This window comes from Bacillus sp. CH_48 (assembly GCF_038008465.1).
Taxonomy (GTDB): Bacteria; Bacillota; Bacilli; order Bacillales; family Bacillaceae_G; genus Bacillus_A; species Bacillus_A thuringiensis_S.
Genome location: NZ_JBBOZF010000001.1, coordinates 1,689,138 through 1,704,513, shown reverse-complemented (window position 1 = coordinate 1,704,513; position 15,376 = coordinate 1,689,138). Strand labels below are relative to the sequence as shown.

Below are 15,376 nucleotides of genomic sequence, written 5' to 3'. Positions count from 1 at the left end.
GAGAAATATTCTGTTTGCTAACCTTACCTTATCATTCAATAATAATATGATGTCCTGCCGCTTTTGTTAAACGATTCATAATAGCATTTCCTATTCCTTCATTAGGGAACGACTCACTAAAAATAACATCCACTTCACTTGCATCAAATGTTCTAAGTACATCATATAATTTAGTCGCAACGCTAGCTAAGTCACTTCTAACACCACAAGACAATATAACATCTGCGTTATATACATGCTGATACTCTTCCGTCGTTAATACGCCTACTTTAAATCCTTCTTCCTTTTTCTCATCCACAAGTTGCTGAATAAACTCACGCGAGCCCTCAACAATACTAAGTGGTGCTTTCGGCGCATAATGTGTGTATTTCATTCCAGGTGATTTCGGTTTTTCCTTCTCATCCTTTAAAGCTGGATCTAAAGAAACGGTACCTATCACCGCTTCTAATTGTTCTTTCGTAATCCCACCTGGACGTAATATTGTTGGAACCGTGCTTGTACAATCAATTACAGTTGATTCAACGCCTACTCCAGTTGCACCACCATCAACAATACCTGCAATCTTCCCATTCAAATCTTCATATACGTGAGAAGCTAGTGTTGGACTTGGACGCCCTGAACGATTCGCACTTGGTGCCGCAACAGGTACATTCGCCTCTTCAATAAGAGCAAGTGCAACTGGATGATCAGGCATTCTTACCCCAACCGTATTAAGTCCCGCCGTCACCCTCTCTGAAATCCCTTCTTTTCTCGGCAAAATAATTGTTAATGGTCCTGGCCAAAAATGCGCCATTAACTTCTCTGCAACTGGTGGGATTTCTTTCACAATCCCATCTAACTGAGATTTTGTACCTATGTGGACAATGAGTGGATTATCACTCGGTCTTCCTTTCGCTTCGAAAATTTTCGCGATTGCTTCATCATCCATCGCATTTGCACCTAACCCATATACTGTTTCCGTAGGGAAAGCAACCGCCTCATTTTCTCTTAATAATTTTGCTGCTTCTTGTAACTGTGGATAATATTTTTTTCTTTCCACAACATTATCCACAACCCACATATTTGTATGCATTTTTTTCCACGTCCTTTTCTACCCTTAAATACTTGTCTATTTTTAGTTTACTATGAGATTTATCCAAAAGACAAACAAGGTTTATCCACAAAATGTGGATAAACCCAATTAATCCGTGGATAACTTTGTGAATAGCTGACAATTTAGTATTATTGCATTCTGCTCTTTTATATTTTTACAAAAATGTTCTAACTGTTGAATACCCTCTGGAACCTCATCCTTTTCTATAGTAAAAAAGTCAAAGAACTGAAAGATCGGTACAGATTGTGGATGGTTTGTTAGTAAGTACAATTGTTGAACACTTTTTTCTTTCATATACTGCAAAAACATTTCAAAAAAATATAAGAAAGTCTGTTTATCCACATGAGGTGTGAATAAACAAGAACGAATAAGTACATCTTCCCCACTTTGTTCATAACCAATTACAGCTCTTATTTCTTCCGCCTCTTCCAAAATCATAAATTGTGCGTACAACTCATTTATTTTATCATCTTTTTTATTAGCTTGTCCGAAAAAAGAATGTAATCTTTCCACATCTGCTTTCGTAGCAAAATACACTTTCTTCATAATAAATCCCTCCTCATTTTTATATATGAGGAGGGATTTATTAATAGTACTATTTAGAGAATAAAGATGTAAAAGCTTCTACAATAAACAATTTAACTTCTGGCTTTTTTTCTTCCTCTTCTACTTTTACATACTCATTTTGCTTTTCTTGTTTTTTCTCCACAGGTTTCTCCACTTTTTCCACCGTTTTTGTTTCTTCTTTACTTACAGGCTGCTCTTCGACTTTTGTTTCATTTTTTACTACTTTCTTTTCAGAAGCTGTTACTTCTTTTACTACTTCCTGTTTTACAACTTTCGTTTCTTTAACCTTATCCACTTTCTTCTCTTCTGTATTTACTACTTCCTCATCTAGTTGTTTCACCTGCTCCTCTTCAGGAGATTCCGCCTTCACAACGTGCTCTTCTTTTCTTACAGCTGTCCCACTCGAAAAATCTAAGAAACACATTGGTGGAAATAATACACACCACCAGTTCGCCCCTTCACCTTCTCCAATTGTAATCAATACCGCTTCATATTCTCCTGCTGGATAAATAAAATTCCCATATACCTTTGTAGGAAACTTTACATTCTTACTAAATTTCACTTGAAATGATTCTTTACTTCCTTCTCTTTTTAACGTATTTTCCACCGTTTTCTCGATTTCTGGAATATGACTTTGAATTACTTTGCGCGCCTCTTCAAATGAAGTTAAATCCGCTACCCATCCATCAATTTGTGCTTTTACTTCATCACGCACTTTACGCTTTAATGCCTGGTCTTTATCTGAATCACTATTTGCTAAAATTCGTAATCGAACGGCCTCTTTCGGAATAACTGAAGGCCCTTTTGCATCAGCTTTCATATATCCAAACTGCACAAGTAACTGTGCACCAATTAATAATATAAGAAGATAAGCAATAACTTGTTTTTTCATTTCCTCCACCGTCCCCTCTACAAACAGTGTGGACAGACTTTCATATTTCTAAACTATTAAATTCAAAATCTATATGAATTTTCCCACAAAAAAATGGAGTAAGGTGTGAACCTTACTCCATCTCTGCAAATACCATACGGTCTTTTCCGTTAATATCAAAAACAACCTCAACATGGGCATGTGGAAAAGCTTGTTGTAACAATCTTTTTACATCCTCACCTTGTCCTACTCCAATTTCAAACGCTACAATTGCTTTCTCCTGCAACACATTCGGCAATTCTTCCATAAAACGGCGATAAAAATCTAATCCGTCTTCTCCACCAACAAGCGCTCTCTTCGGCTCATGCTCTTTCACAACAGGAGAAAGACCACGCCAATCCTCTTCCGGTATATATGGAGGATTTGAAACAACAACATCTAGCTTTTGACCCGTTTTATGAAATGGTGACAATAAATCACCGTGATAGAACGTTACTTCTGCACCTAAAGCTTTTGCATTTTCTTTTGCAACTTCAATCGACTCTTGTGCAATATCTACTGTATACACGTGGAGATTTTTATTTTCTAAAGCAAGCGTAATAGAAATCGCTCCACTACCTGTGCCTATATCTGCTACATGTAGTTCCTTGTCGCCAAAATGGCGCTCAATTCTTTCTAATACTCCTACTATAAGCTCTTCTGTTTCCGGTCTTGGTATTAATACTTCTTCATTCACAAAGAACGACCGGCCATAAAACATTTCATAACCAATCATATATTGAATAGGAATACCTTCTACATGCTTGTGGATAAACTCCGTAAAGCTTGCCTCTTGTTCCTCATTTATTTCTTCACGCATATTCATAAGTAATCCTGTTCTGTTCATCTTTAATACATGACAAAGGACAATTTCTCCCGCATTTTCATCTCGTCCATTTTCCTGTAAAAAAGAAGAAGCCCATTTCAGGGCTTCATAGACACGCATTACTCAGCTGCCTCCATCCTTTGAGCCTGATCTTCCATCACTAAGGCATTGATGAAATCATCTAACTTACCTTGTAAGATTTGATCTAGCTTTTGAATCGTTAAACCGATTCGATGGTCTGTAACACGGTTTTGCGGGAAGTTATACGTACGAATACGCTCTGAACGATCGCCCGTACCAACAGCTTGTTTACGGTTTTGATCATATTCAGCTTGTGCTTCTTGTCTAAACTTATCATAAACACGTGCGCGTAATACTTTCATCGCTTTTTCTTTATTCTTAATTTGTGATTTCTCATCCTGACAAGATACAACTACACCAGTCGGTAAATGTGTTAAACGTACCGCTGACATCGTTGTATTAACACTTTGTCCACCAGGACCACTAGAAGCAAATGTATCAACACGAACATCTTTCTCGTGAATGTCGATTTCTACTTCTTCTGCCTCTGGTAATACAGCTACAGTTGCTGTAGATGTATGAATACGTCCACCAGATTCCGTTTCAGGAACACGTTGTACACGGTGAGCACCATTCTCGAATTTCAGCTTCGCGAAAGCACCTTTACCGTTAATCATAAAGATAATCTCTTTATATCCACCTAACTCTGTATAGCTAGCCTCGATAATTTCTGTTTTCCAACCTTGAACCTCAGCATAACGGCTATACATGCGGTATAAGTCACCAGCAAATAAAGCGGCCTCGTCGCCACCAGCAGCCCCACGAACCTCAACGATAACGTTCTTATCATCATTAGGGTCCTTTGGAACTAGTAAAATTTTCAGACGTTCTGATAACGTTTTTTCTTGTGATTCTAACTCAGAAACCTCTTCTTTTACCATGTCACGCATTTCTGCGTCTAACTTCTCTTCTAACATTGCTTTCGCATCTTTTAATTGCTCACGAACATCCTTATACTCACGATACACCTCTACCGTTTCCTGTATATCAGACTGTTCCTTTGAATATTCACGAAGCTTATTTGTATCGCTAATAACCTCTGGGTCACTTAACAATTCATTTAACTTCTCATAACGATTTTCTACAGCTTGCAAACGATCTAACACATCATTCACCTCTACATCCTAGTATCTAATACAAATAGTATATGGTACTTACTCAAAAAAACGCAAATTATATTTAAAAGCGTAAGCGGCTTGCTCAGAATCGCAGGCCATTGGAGCTCTCGACCTTGAAGCGCTTTTTGCTTCAAGCGAGAGAGTGAAATGGCCGGAGATTCTAGCCGCTGGAGCTAGATAATATTTAAAAGCATAAGTGGCTCACACCACCCACACTCTCCATTCTGAAAAAAACCCGCCTTGCGCAGCGAGTTTTACTTGTCTTTGTTTGTAGGAACTGCATGACAATGACGACATCGTGGTTCATACGATTCTGAAGCCCCAACTAAAATAATCGGATCATCAAATGCCGCTGGTTCTCCATCAATTAATCGTTGTGTACGACTTGCCGGAGATCCACATGCAGAACATACTGCTTGTAGCTTTGTTACATGTTCAGCAATTGCCATCAGCTGAGGAACTTGTCCAAATGGTAGACCACGGAAATCTTGGTCTAAACCAGCTACAATGACACGATAGCCACGATTTGCCAATACTTGCACCACTTCCACAATGTCCCCATCAAAGAATTGTACCTCATCGATTGCAATTACATCCATATCTTCAGTGATATGTTCAAATATATCTTTTGAAGCTGAAACAGGAACTGCTTTTACCTTTAATCCGTTATGTGATACAACGTCTTCTTCACTATAGCGATTATCAATACATGGTTTAAATACAATTGCATGTTGTTTTGCAAATTGCGTACGGCGCACACGGCGGATTAACTCTTCTGATTTACCAGAAAACATACTACCGCAAATCACTTCAATCCAGCCATTTTGATTTATTAAGTACATGAAGCTCTCCTTTCATCTACTTTTTAGTTAAAAGTAGGGTAAAGGTATAATATTTTCACAAAAAAAACAGACAAGCGAATACATACACTTGCCTGTTTTATGTTTTTATTACTTGATACCGTATTTCTTATTGAAGCGATCAACGCGTCCGTCTGCAGTAGCAAACTTCTGACGTCCAGTGTAGAATGGGTGAGAATCAGAACTGATCTCAACTTTTAGTAATGGATAAGTGTTACCATCTTCCCACTCAACAGTTTCGCTAGAGCCTTTAGTAGACCCGCTTAAGAATTTGAAGCCTGTGTTTGTGTCCATGAATACAACTTTCTTGTAATCTGGGTGAATTCCTGCTTTCATTCTTTTCATCTCCTTCCGCCCTGAATCATTTTCGAAACAGAGTTTTTCATCTTCAGCTGCATACACAACTATATTGATGAAACACATATGATGAAATTATAACAAGGCTAACTTCATTTTGCAACTACCTGTTTTTGTCTTTTGAAATTTAAAGTGGCTTGGGCTCGCTCAGCTCTGACCAGCTAAGGTTCTCCCACTTATTTCTCTCTTTAATATCACCTAAAAGGCATAAGAAAACTCGCTTACTATAAAATAAGCGAGTCCCAATCTTTTCCCTTTACTTAGTTGTTACATACCTTTTAGAGTCTGCAACAATGTTTTGTAAAAATTCTTCGTTTGTCTTCGTTTGACGAAGCTTACGTAAGAAACTTTCAACAAAGTCTGGTGTATCACGCATTGTTTTACGAATGCCCCATAACTTGTCTAAATGCTCTTTTGGAATTAATAGATCTTCTTTACGTGTACCAGAACGACGAATATCAATCGCTGGGAAGATACGACGTTCAGCTAACGAACGATCTAAGTGAAGTTCCATATTTCCAGTTCCTTTAAATTCCTCGTAAATAACATCGTCCATACGAGATCCTGTATCAACAAGGGCTGTTGCTAAAATCGTTAAGCTACCGCCTTCTTCAATATTACGTGCAGCTCCAAAGAAACGCTTCGGTCTATGGAAAGCCGCTGGGTCGATACCACCCGATAATGTTCTACCACTTGGCGGAATAACGAGGTTGTAAGCTCGCGCTAAACGGGTAATACTATCCATTAAAATGATAACATCTTTTTTGTGCTCTACAAGACGCATTGCACGTTCTAACACAAGTTCAGCTACTTTAATATGATTTTCTGGTACTTCATCAAAAGTAGAACTTACAACGTCACCCTTAACAGAACGTTCAATGTCTGTTACTTCCTCTGGACGCTCATCAATTAAAAGAACAATTAATTCTGCTTCTGGATGATTTGTTGTAACACTGTGTGCAATTTCTTTTAATAGACTTGTTTTACCAGCCTTTGGAGGCGCAACAATTAAACCACGTTGTCCAAATCCAACTGGTGCGATTAAATCCATGATACGTGTCGGTAACTTTTTCGGTTCCGTTTCCAATTTCATTTGGCGATCTGGGTATAATGGTGTTAATGCAGGGAAATGCACACGCTCTTTTGCTGAATCTGGATCATCTCCGTTTACAGCTTCAACTTGTAATAACCCAAAATAGCGTTCATTTTCTTTCGGAGGTCGTACTTTACCAGAAACTTTGTCTCCATTACGTAAATCGAAACGACGAATTTGCGAAGCTGAGATATAAATATCTTCTGAGCTTGGAGAATAGTTGATAGGACGTAGGAATCCAAATCCTTCTGATTGAATAATTTCTAATACGCCTTCCATGAAAAAGAAACCTTCTTTTTCTGCTCGAGCTTTCAAAATAGAAAAGATTAACTCTTTTTTCGTTAACTTGCTATAATACGAAATCTTAAATTCTTTCGCAAGCTCGTATAACTCTTTTAATTTCATGTTTTCTAATGCTGCAATTGACAAATTCATTCAGACACCACACTTTAACGTTATTCTCTTTTTTCATGGGTAAAGGGAAAAATACGGAAGGCAAATAATTAATAATGAAAGGCAATAAGTTCAAGTAGGGTAATATTCACTATTGTAACCCTTTTATCTAGTTTTAATCAATACGTTGGAACACAAATACAAGAAGCGAAGACAAGAAAATTTGTCTTCGCTTCTTATTTAGTTTAGTTCCAGCTCCGATAGTTAAAAAGATCGACCATTTTAACCTTTCTGAACGAGCCGCTTACGCTTTTTATTTAATCCAGCTCCGGTGGCTAGAAGGGTCAGTCATTTCACCCCTTCCTGCGAGGCACAAAACGCCTCTTCGTCAGGAGTTCCAATGCCTTCCCCTTCTGAGCAAGCTGCTTACGCTTTTTACTTAAATCCAGTTCCAGCGGCTAGAATCTCCGGTCATTTCACTCTCTCACTCGAAGCAAAGAGCGCTTCAAGGTCGAGAGTTCCAATGTCCTGCGATTCTGAGCGAGCCGCTTCCACCTTTTACTTAATAACCAAGTTCGGTTTTTTATTTAAGCTATGACGACCATCTACGAAGCGAACTGTGCCTGATTTCGCACGCATAACAAGAGATTGCGTTGTTCCTACGCTACCTTTAAATTGAACACCGCGTAATAGTTCTCCATCTGTTACACCTGTTGCTGCAAAGATTGCATCGTCACCTTTTACTAAGTCCTCCATACGAAGGATACGATTAATGTCTTCTATGCCCATTTTTTTACAACGCGCTAATTCAGCTTCGTTTTGTGGCAATAGTTTTCCGTGAATTTCTCCACCTAAACATTTTAAAGCAACTGCTGCTAATACACCTTCAGGTGCTCCACCAGATCCAAATAAAATATCTACACCTGTACGATCAAACGCTGTATTAATCGCTCCAGCTACATCTCCATCATTAATTAATTTAATACGAGCACCAGCTTTACGAATTTCTTCGATAATTTCTTGATGACGTGGGCGATTTAAAACTGTCGCTACAACATCTTCAATATCTTTATTTTTCGCTTTCGCAACTGCACGTAAGTTATCAATAATAGGCGCATCAATGTCGACCGCCCCAACTGCTTCTGGGCCAACCGCGATTTTATCCATGTACATGTCAGGAGCATGTAACAAATTACCATGGTCTGCAATTGCAATAACAGCAAGAGCATTCCAGCCACCAGCTGCTACGATGTTTGTCCCTTCTAAAGGATCAACTGCAACGTCTACACGTGGTCCATATCCTGTACCTAATTTCTCTCCGATATATAGCATTGGTGCTTCATCCATCTCACCTTCACCAATTACAACTGTACCTTTCATCGGAATTGTATCAAATACATCACGCATAGCTGATGTTGCTGCACCGTCTGCTTCATCTTTTTTCCCGCGCCCCATCCAACGCGCTGATGATAATGCTGCAGCCTCTGTTACACGTACTAACTCCATAGATAAACTTCTTTCCACAATAATCCCTCTCCTTTAAGTCTTTATATTTCTGCCGTATTTTGTGAACCGTGTTTTTCTATAAAGTGTACTTCCGCAAGTAGTGATGCTTCGCTTCCCCCTTGCGGAAGTATCACTTATGCGTTCTTCATCTCTTCAATTTCTTGTTTTGTCATTTGTTCTCGCCAAATGTTTGCTCCAAGCCCTTTAAGCTTGTCCACTATATTCTCATAACCTCGATCAATATGCTCAAGTCCTGTTACTTCTGTAATTCCATCTGCCATTAACCCTGCAATAACAAGTGCCGCTCCCGCTCGTAAATCACTCGCCTTCACTTTTGCACCTTGCAGTAACACAGGACCAGTTACAATTGCCGAACGACCTTCTACTTTAATTTGAGCATTCATACGACGTAATTCATCAATGTGTTTGAAACGGGCACCGTAAATTGTATCTGTTACAACTCCCGTCCCGTGCGCTTTTGTTAAAAGCGTCGTAAACGGCTGTTGTAAATCTGTTGGAAAACCTGGATATACAAGCGTTTTGATATCAACTACTTTTAACTTTCTATTACCGTTCACCGTAATTTGATCATCGTTCGTTTCAACTTGAACACCAGCTTCTCTTAGCTTTGCAGTAACTGATTCTAAGTGCTGAGGAATAACGTTATCAACCGTTACTTCTCCTCCTGATGCAGCTCCTAGAATCATATACGTACCAGCTTCGATACGATCTGGGATGATAGTATGGTGACAACCATGTAAAGAGTCCACACCATCTATTCGGATTACATCTGTACCAGCACCTTTAATACGTGCTCCCATGCTTGTTAACAATGTAGCTACATCAATAATCTCGGGCTCTTTCGCTGCATTTTCAATAACAGTTCTACCTTTCGCTCGTACAGCTGCTAGCATAATATTAATCGTAGCTCCCACACTAACAACATCTAAATAAATACGTGCTCCATGTAGTTCATCTGCCCTTAAATAGATGGCACCTTGTTCATTTGTAACATGTGCACCCAGCGCTTCAAACCCTTTAATATGCTGATCAATTGGCCTCGGTCCTAAATGACATCCACCCGGAAGCCCAATAACAGCTTTTTTAAAACGGCCAAGCATCGCACCCATTAAATAATAAGAAGCGCGCAACTTTTTCACTTTTCCATTTGGCAAAGGCATTGCAACCATGTTAGAAGGATCGACTACCATCTCTTCCTCCTGTCCATAAGTTACTTTCCCTCCAATTTCCTCTAGTAAGTCTCCTAACATTTTCACGTCCGAAATATTAGGGACACCACCAATAGTTACTGGAGTATCTGCTAAAATTGTCGCTGGAATTAATGCAACGGCACTGTTCTTTGCACCGCTTACTCGAATTGTTCCATTTAAAGCTCTTCCGCCTTCAATTAGCAATTTTTCCATATTGAGCTCCCTTCTTGTGAATGTATTTACTTTCTATATTTTTATAGAAAGCTCCCCTTAAGAATCTCAATTACTCTTTCCATCCCAAAACTCAATAAAGTGAAACTTTAATTAGTCGGGGGTGTTTATCCCCCACTGGTTATTAGTTGAACCAATCGGGCTTTTACGGGCAGTTGACCCCCACCTAACTTCTTTGCTTCCACTAAATTTTGAGGTGGGGGTCTTACTGCCCTTTAATGCGGGATAAATAGGAAACCATTATCTTCATTTCTCCTGTAGCACGAATAGATAAAGATCAACTATTCATCGAATTCACTTTATCAATTTAGATACGTTATCACATTTATTAATAGGACTATGCACATTATTTTCTATTTAAAAACCAAAAATGATAAAATCTTTCGACTTGTTCACGCTTTCATTATACAACGAAAGGAAACCGTCTAAAAGACTAGACGGTTTCCAAAACGGAATTTTATTCTTACGCTTTACCGTTAGAACCGAACTCACGCATTTTACCAGCAACAGTTGCTTTAATAGCGTCGCGGCCAGGTCCGATAAATTTACGAGGATCGTAAACTTCTTGGTCTTTGTTTAATACTTCACGAACAGCTTTTGTAAACTCGATTTGGTTCTCAGTGTTTACGTTGATTTTTGAAGTACCTAAAGAGATAGCTTTTACGATATCAGCAGTTGGGATACCAGTACCACCGTGTAATACTAAAGGTACGCCAGTGAAGTCACGAACTTGTTCCATTTCAGCGAATCCTAAGTTAGGCTCACCTTTGTAAGGACCGTGTACAGAACCTAAAGCTGGAGCTAGGCAATCGATACCTGTTGCTTCAACAAGGTGCTTACACTCTGCTGGATCAGCGTAAATTACGCCTTCAGCGATTACGTCGTCTTCTTGTCCGCCAACTGTTCCAAGCTCAGCTTCAACAGATACGTTACGAGCGTGTGCGTATTCTACTACTTGTTTAGTAGTTTCAACGTTTTCTTCGAATGGGTGGTGAGAAGCGTCGATCATTACAGATGTGAAACCTGCATCAATTGCTTCTTTACATTTTTCGAAGCTTGAACCATGGTCAAGGTGAATCGCTACAGGAACAGTGATGTTCATTTCTTCGATTAAAGCTTTAACCATAGCTACAACTGTTTTGAAACCAGTCATATGACGAGCTGCACCCTCAGATACACCTAGGATTACAGGAGATTTTTCTTCTTCCGCAGCAGCTAAGATAGCTTGAGTCCACTCTAAGTTGTTCATGTTGAATTGACCAACTGCGTATTTTCCTTCTAGTGCTTTGTTTAGCATTTCTTTCATAGAAACTAAAGGCATGGTGAATCCTCCTAAAAAACGTTTTTTGTATCCGATAAGTTCTTATCGCTGGTAGTATGACCAGAATAAGGTAAAATATGTATATCTACATACCGGACTTTTTTCTACACTCAATAGGATAACAACTTGTACTCAAAAACTCAACCGTATTCACCTGCACAATAGTCCATGTAAACGCTTTTTTCCATATTTTTTATAAAAAATTCATTTTTACGCCTCTACAGCGAGCTCATTTCTCACAGCTTGACGAATTTCATCAATATCAAATGGTTTAGCAAAATGCATTAAAGCACCTAAATCTTTTGCTTCTTGGATCATATCAAGCTCTCCATAAGCAGTCATTAAAATGACTTTAATACTCTCATCAATTTCTTTTACATGCTTTAAAATCTCTATACCATCCATGCCTGGAATTTTCATATCTAATACTACTAAATCCGGATTATCTTTTTTCACGATATCTAAAGCTTGAAATCCATTCGCTGCTTGGAATGTCTGATAACCTTCTTTTTGGAACACTTCATGTAATAACACACGAATCCCATATTGATCATCAACGATTAAAATTTTACCTTCCATAATTCCCAACCTTTCTGTGTAAGTACAAGATTTAAAGCTTCTTATATCTTAACGATTTATTTTCGCTATTCTTTGGCAAATTCCTTCCTATTCTTTCTTATTTTACCGTTTCCTATTTTGTTATGCTACCCTACGATTTCACCTTTCTAAAAAAATAAACTATAATGAAAGCCGGCAAACACGTACGAAGGGAGTAACATTATGTTAAAAATTTTTTCAACTCAATTAAGTGGTTATTTCTCCAGAGTTTCTCAAAAAGAAGAAATGAATATAGAAGATAGCGCTCGTTTACTTGCTCAAGCACTAATTGGCGATGGTTTCATTTATTTATATGGTACAAATGAAATGGATGGTGTTGTTACCGAAGCACTATTCGGTGCTGAACCAATGAAGCAAGCAAAACGCTTATTTGAAAATGGTAAAGAAGCAGAAGTAACCTCTGCGGATCGTGTACTTCTTATTAGCCGTTTTTCAACAGATGAAGCAGTTGTAGAAATTGCAAAAAAACTACAAGAAGAGGGACACTCTATTGTCGGCATTTCTGCTCTTCAAGAAGGTACGAAATCACTGGAACAATATACAGACGTACATATTGATACAAAACTGTTAAAAGGCCTTATTCCAGACGATGAAGGTAATCGCTACGGGTTCCCAAGCTTAATAGTAGCTTTATTTGCTTATCACGGAATCAAATTTACAATCGATGAAATGTTAAACGAATATTAAAAAAAAGCGCCGTCACTTTAAAGTGACGGCGCTTTTTTTATTACTTGCTCTCTTTATTCGTAATAGAAGCTCTTACGAAGTCATGGAACAATGGTTGTGGACGGTTTGGACGAGAAACAAGTTCTGGGTGGAACTGTGCTGCTACGAACCAAGGGTGGTCTTTTAATTCAATGATTTCAACTAGACGACCGTCTGGGCTTGTACCAGAGAATACGAATCCTTCTTTTTCCATATCCGGACGGAACTGGTTGTTGAACTCATAACGATGACGATGACGCTCATATACAACCGGCTCATTATAAGCATTGTAAGCATTTGTTTCTTCAGAAAGCTTACATGGGTATAGACCAAGACGAAGTGTACCACCTAGGTCCTCTACATCTTTTTGTTCTGGTAATAGGTCAATGATTGCGTATGGTGTATCAGGGTTAATTTCAGAAGAGTTAGCACCTTCTAAACCTAATACATTACGTGCGAATTCGATTGATGCAAGTTGCATACCTAAGCAAATTCCTAAGAATGGAACTTTGTTTTCACGAGCATATTGAATCGCAACGATTTTACCTTCTACACCACGATCGCCGAAGCCACCTGGTACAAGGATACCATCTGTGTCTCCTACTAATTCTTGTACATTTTCTGCTGTTACGTGCTCAGCATTTACCCATTTTACTTCTACATCTGTATCGAATGAGTAACCAGCATGACGAAGTGCTTCTACAACAGAAATATATGCATCTTGAAGTTCTACATATTTACCAACAAGAGCGATTTTTGTTTTCTTAGAAAGGTTACGTACCTTGTTAACTAGCGCAGTCCACTCTGTCATATCTGCAGCTGGATTGTCTAATTTTAAGTGATCACAAACGATTTGGTCCATGTTTTGTTCTTGAAGAGATAATGGAACCGCATATAAAGTATCTGCATCGCGAGCTTCGATAACTGCTTTTGTATCGATGTCACAGAATAATGCAAGCTTGTCTTTCATATCTTGAGAAACAGGAAGTTCTGTACGAACAACGATAATATTTGGTTGAATACCTAAGCTACGAAGTTCTTTAACACTATGTTGTGTTGGTTTTGTTTTCATTTCACCCGCTGCTTTTAAGTACGGGATTAACGTACAGTGAATGTACATTACATTGTCACGACCGATGTCGCTCTTAATTTGACGGATTGCTTCTAAGAATGGTAGAGACTCGATATCACCAACAGTTCCGCCGATTTCTGTAATAACAACATCCGCATTTGTTTCACGGCCAGAACGATATACGCGCTCTTTAATTTCGTTAGTAATGTGAGGAATAACTTGAACTGTTCCTCCTAAATATTCACCGCGACGCTCTTTTTGAAGAACTGAAGAGTAAATTTTACCTGTTGTTACGTTGCTGTATTTGTTTAAGTTAATGTCGATAAAACGCTCATAGTGACCAAGGTCTAAGTCAGTTTCTGCGCCATCATCTGTTACGAATACCTCACCGTGTTGGTATGGGCTCATAGTCCCTGGGTCTACGTTAATGTATGGATCAAACTTTTGAATCGTTACATTTAAACCACGATTTTTTAAAAGTCTTCCAAGAGATGCTGCTGTAATACCTTTTCCTAAAGACGATACTACACCGCCTGTTACAAAAATATACTTAGTCATGAAAAAGCTCCCTTCTATTTTGCTGTTATATAATCACCGTTGCAAAGCGCAACGTATGTAGATAACACTGTATCCATCTTATTGTTAGACTCTTTTTATTTTCTAAACAAAAAACAAAAAAGAAAATTGCTCCCCTCATCACATAAAGTAATAAGTAGGGAGCAATTTTCTTTTATATTTACACTTTAAAAGTATTATCGTCCTTTTTTAAAGAGCCCAAAAATGATTCTACATGGACGATAATGAAAAGTCAAGAACTACAGTTCTTCCTCTTCTTCTTCAGTTTCATCATACTCAAGTTCTTCTTCAGCGAAGTCGTCTTCTTCATCTTCTTCTAAATCATCAAGATCGTCGTCATCTCCGTCTTCTTCTTCAAGAACCTTGTCCAAATCTTCTACATCATCTTCTTCGTCTGCATTTCCGTCTGCATCGTCAAAGTCATCTTCATCTTCTTCAATGTAGTCGTCAAAACCGTCTTCTTCAACTTTACGTTTCTTCTTCGGTTTTGGCTGCGGTAAGATTTCTTCATCAATTTGCTCATATGGGTACCAGCTGCGTAGTCCCCAACGATTTTCTCCTAAATTAATGAAACGTCCATCGATGTTTAAGTCTGTATAAAATTGTGCGAGTTTCGCATTAACTTGCTCTTGAGATAGTCCCAGCACTTGAGCGATTTCTTGAACCAACTCGTTGAATGTCGTTGCTTGTCTTTTATCCCCTAAAACGCTATGTACAACTTCAATCATTGAACATTCTTTTAGCTCTTCTGGTGAATATTGCTTAAAATTCACTTATGCGGCACTTCCTTTCATCAAATATAACCTTATATATAACGGTCTGCTTAAAAAAATCCATA

The 15,376-nt window shown here is 38.5% G+C and carries 15 protein-coding genes; 1 reads left to right on the top strand and 14 read right to left on the bottom strand.

Translation table 11 applies throughout. The features are described from left to right. Positions 1-31: 31 nt before the first annotated feature. The 12 genes from N2V92_RS08340 to spo0F all read right to left on the bottom strand — a co-directional run bounded on the left by N2V92_RS08340 (position 32) and on the right by spo0F (position 12,146). Positions 32-1,072, bottom strand: a complete 1,041-nt coding sequence (locus tag N2V92_RS08340) for an L-threonylcarbamoyladenylate synthase (protein WP_000557357.1) — start codon at positions 1,070-1,072, stop codon at positions 32-34. A gap of 108 nt (positions 1,073-1,180) precedes the next feature. Further along, positions 1,181-1,639, bottom strand: coding sequence for a mechanosensitive ion channel protein (locus N2V92_RS08335; RefSeq protein WP_000758437.1), 459 nt, complete (start codon positions 1,637-1,639; stop codon positions 1,181-1,183). A gap of 49 nt (positions 1,640-1,688) precedes the next feature. Beyond that, on the bottom strand, positions 1,689-2,552 hold the full coding sequence (gene spoIIR / locus N2V92_RS08330) for a stage II sporulation protein R (protein ID WP_016078210.1): 864 nt from the start codon (positions 2,550-2,552) through the stop codon (positions 1,689-1,691). Between the two features lie 112 nt (positions 2,553-2,664). Then, positions 2,665-3,516, bottom strand: coding sequence for a peptide chain release factor N(5)-glutamine methyltransferase (gene prmC / locus N2V92_RS08325; protein ID WP_001267024.1), 852 nt, complete (start codon positions 3,514-3,516; stop codon positions 2,665-2,667). Continuing rightward, positions 3,516-4,583 carry a peptide chain release factor 1 gene (gene prfA, locus N2V92_RS08320; protein WP_000887066.1) on the bottom strand — a complete coding sequence of 356 codons (1,068 nt, stop codon included), beginning with the start codon at positions 4,581-4,583 and terminating at the stop codon, positions 3,516-3,518. The genes prmC and prfA overlap by 1 nt, the downstream gene beginning before the upstream one ends. Before the next feature lie 266 nt (positions 4,584-4,849). Next, positions 4,850-5,437, bottom strand: coding sequence for a thymidine kinase (locus N2V92_RS08315; protein WP_000280851.1), 588 nt, complete (start codon positions 5,435-5,437; stop codon positions 4,850-4,852). Positions 5,438-5,545: 108 nt separating this feature from the next. After that, entirely contained in the window at positions 5,546-5,791 is a 246-nt protein-coding gene (locus N2V92_RS08310) for a type B 50S ribosomal protein L31 (RefSeq protein WP_000643435.1), read from the bottom strand. A gap of 277 nt (positions 5,792-6,068) precedes the next feature. Then, positions 6,069-7,340, bottom strand: coding sequence for a transcription termination factor Rho (gene rho / locus N2V92_RS08305; RefSeq protein WP_001053903.1), 1,272 nt, complete (start codon positions 7,338-7,340; stop codon positions 6,069-6,071). 516 nt (positions 7,341-7,856) lie between these two features. Continuing rightward, entirely contained in the window at positions 7,857-8,822 is a 966-nt protein-coding gene (gene glpX / locus N2V92_RS08300; protein ID WP_000442340.1) for a class II fructose-bisphosphatase, read from the bottom strand. A 116-nt stretch (positions 8,823-8,938) separates the two neighbouring features. Beyond that, positions 8,939-10,228 (bottom strand): UDP-N-acetylglucosamine 1-carboxyvinyltransferase, encoded by a 1,290-nt coding sequence (gene murA / locus N2V92_RS08295; protein ID WP_000413248.1) that lies wholly within the window; start codon positions 10,226-10,228, stop codon positions 8,939-8,941. 481 nt (positions 10,229-10,709) lie between these two features. Then, entirely contained in the window at positions 10,710-11,567 is an 858-nt protein-coding gene (locus tag N2V92_RS08290; RefSeq protein ID WP_001131856.1) for a class II fructose-bisphosphate aldolase, read from the bottom strand. 210 nt (positions 11,568-11,777) lie between these two features. After that, on the bottom strand, positions 11,778-12,146 hold the full coding sequence (gene spo0F, locus N2V92_RS08285; RefSeq protein WP_000398594.1) for a sporulation initiation phosphotransferase Spo0F: 369 nt from the start codon (positions 12,144-12,146) through the stop codon (positions 11,778-11,780). A 201-nt stretch (positions 12,147-12,347) separates the two neighbouring features. Here spo0F and N2V92_RS08280 point away from each other — a divergent pair, with 201 nt between their 5' ends. Next, positions 12,348-12,872, top strand: coding sequence for a DUF2529 domain-containing protein (locus N2V92_RS08280; RefSeq protein WP_000912391.1), 525 nt, complete (start codon positions 12,348-12,350; stop codon positions 12,870-12,872). Positions 12,873-12,912: 40 nt separating this feature from the next. Here N2V92_RS08280 and pyrG read toward each other — a convergent pair whose 3' ends face one another. Beyond that, entirely contained in the window at positions 12,913-14,520 is a 1,608-nt protein-coding gene (pyrG, locus tag N2V92_RS08275; protein WP_000170448.1) for a CTP synthase, read from the bottom strand. A gap of 257 nt (positions 14,521-14,777) precedes the next feature. Then, on the bottom strand, positions 14,778-15,311 hold the full coding sequence (rpoE, locus tag N2V92_RS08270) for a DNA-directed RNA polymerase subunit delta (RefSeq protein WP_001009774.1): 534 nt from the start codon (positions 15,309-15,311) through the stop codon (positions 14,778-14,780). Positions 15,312-15,376 lie beyond the last annotated feature (65 nt).

What these genes read in the sequence shown, in the direction of transcription:
- N2V92_RS08340 (WP_000557357.1), bottom strand. Translation starts at nt 1,072, where the DNA reads ATGCATACAAATATGTGGGTTGTGGATAATGTTGTGGAAAGAAAAAAA.
- N2V92_RS08335 (WP_000758437.1), bottom strand. Translation starts at nt 1,639, where the DNA reads ATGAAGAAAGTGTATTTTGCTACGAAAGCAGATGTGGAAAGATTACAT.
- spoIIR (WP_016078210.1), bottom strand. Translation starts at nt 2,552, where the DNA reads ATGAAAAAACAAGTTATTGCTTATCTTCTTATATTATTAATTGGTGCA.
- prmC (WP_001267024.1), bottom strand. Translation starts at nt 3,516, where the DNA reads ATGCGTGTCTATGAAGCCCTGAAATGGGCTTCTTCTTTTTTACAGGAA.
- N2V92_RS08315 (WP_000280851.1), bottom strand. Translation starts at nt 5,437, where the DNA reads ATGTACTTAATAAATCAAAATGGCTGGATTGAAGTGATTTGCGGTAGT.
- N2V92_RS08310 (WP_000643435.1), bottom strand. Translation starts at nt 5,791, where the DNA reads ATGAAAGCAGGAATTCACCCAGATTACAAGAAAGTTGTATTCATGGAC.
- rho (WP_001053903.1), bottom strand. Translation starts at nt 7,340, where the DNA reads ATGAATTTGTCAATTGCAGCATTAGAAAACATGAAATTAAAAGAGTTA.
- murA (WP_000413248.1), bottom strand. Translation starts at nt 10,228, where the DNA reads ATGGAAAAATTGCTAATTGAAGGCGGAAGAGCTTTAAATGGAACAATT.
- N2V92_RS08290 (WP_001131856.1), bottom strand. Translation starts at nt 11,567, where the DNA reads ATGCCTTTAGTTTCTATGAAAGAAATGCTAAACAAAGCACTAGAAGGA.
- spo0F (WP_000398594.1), bottom strand. Translation starts at nt 12,146, where the DNA reads ATGGAAGGTAAAATTTTAATCGTTGATGATCAATATGGGATTCGTGTG.
- N2V92_RS08280 (WP_000912391.1), top strand. Translation starts at nt 12,348, where the DNA reads ATGTTAAAAATTTTTTCAACTCAATTAAGTGGTTATTTCTCCAGAGTT.
- pyrG (WP_000170448.1), bottom strand. Translation starts at nt 14,520, where the DNA reads ATGACTAAGTATATTTTTGTAACAGGCGGTGTAGTATCGTCTTTAGGA.